Here is a 758-nt window from a genome sequence, read left to right on the forward strand (position 1 = left end):
GGTCTTGGGGATGCGTTGGGAAGAGGTTGATTTTGAGGCGCGCTTGTGGACCTGTCCAGAGGTCCGGATGAAGACGGGCGAGACGCACCGCGTGCCGCTCACCGACGAAATGGTCGCCATTTTGGAGCCGCTTCGCGCGTTGGATTCCCAGTTCGTCTTTGAGGGTCAAAAGCGCCATCACCCCCTGTCTAACATGGCGATGCTCATGCTGCTGCGGCGCATGGCTGTGGAAGAGGTCACCGTCCACGGCTTTCGCTCGACGTTTCGCGATTGGGCGGGCGAGGTCGCCGAGGTGCCGCGTGAAGTCGCGCAAATGAGCCTTGCGCATAAGGTCGGCTCTGACGTCGAGCGGGCCTATGCGCGCTCCGATCTATTGGAAAAGCGACGCGCGCTGATGGCGCAGTGGTCGCAGTTTGTCTCATCAAGTTGCACGAAAGGAAACGCGTAGATGTTTTGCCCCGTTGGACATGTGTCGCTTGCCGAGCTTTGGCGTGAATTCTGCGCAAAATACCGTGTGCGGCTCACGCGTGCCATCATGGAAAAATATGGTGCGGATGATTTTGAACTTCTGGATCTGCATGGCGCGCCCGATGACTATTGCGAAGATGTGTTTCTCTCGACCTTGTCCGGCATGCCCATGTTTGCCGCGTTTGCGGATGGCCGATTGAGACGGCTTGAGACGGAAAACGACGCAGGGCACTCGACGTTGTTTGCCAAGATGTCTGCCTATGAGAGCTACCTTGCGGCCCGTGACCCCG

2 protein-coding genes are annotated in these 758 nt (G+C 58.4%); both read left to right on the top strand.

Annotated elements, in window-relative coordinates:
* Window positions 1–448: tyrosine-type recombinase/integrase (locus AQS8620_RS16770; protein WP_143267583.1), on the top strand; the 448-nt coding region annotated here is incomplete at its 5' end.
* Window positions 449–758 (top strand): hypothetical protein (locus tag AQS8620_RS16775; protein ID WP_143267584.1); only part of this gene is annotated, 310 nt, incomplete at its 3' end.

This window comes from Aquimixticola soesokkakensis, from assembly GCF_900172375.1.
GTDB lineage: Bacteria > Pseudomonadota > Alphaproteobacteria > Rhodobacterales > Rhodobacteraceae > Aquimixticola > Aquimixticola soesokkakensis.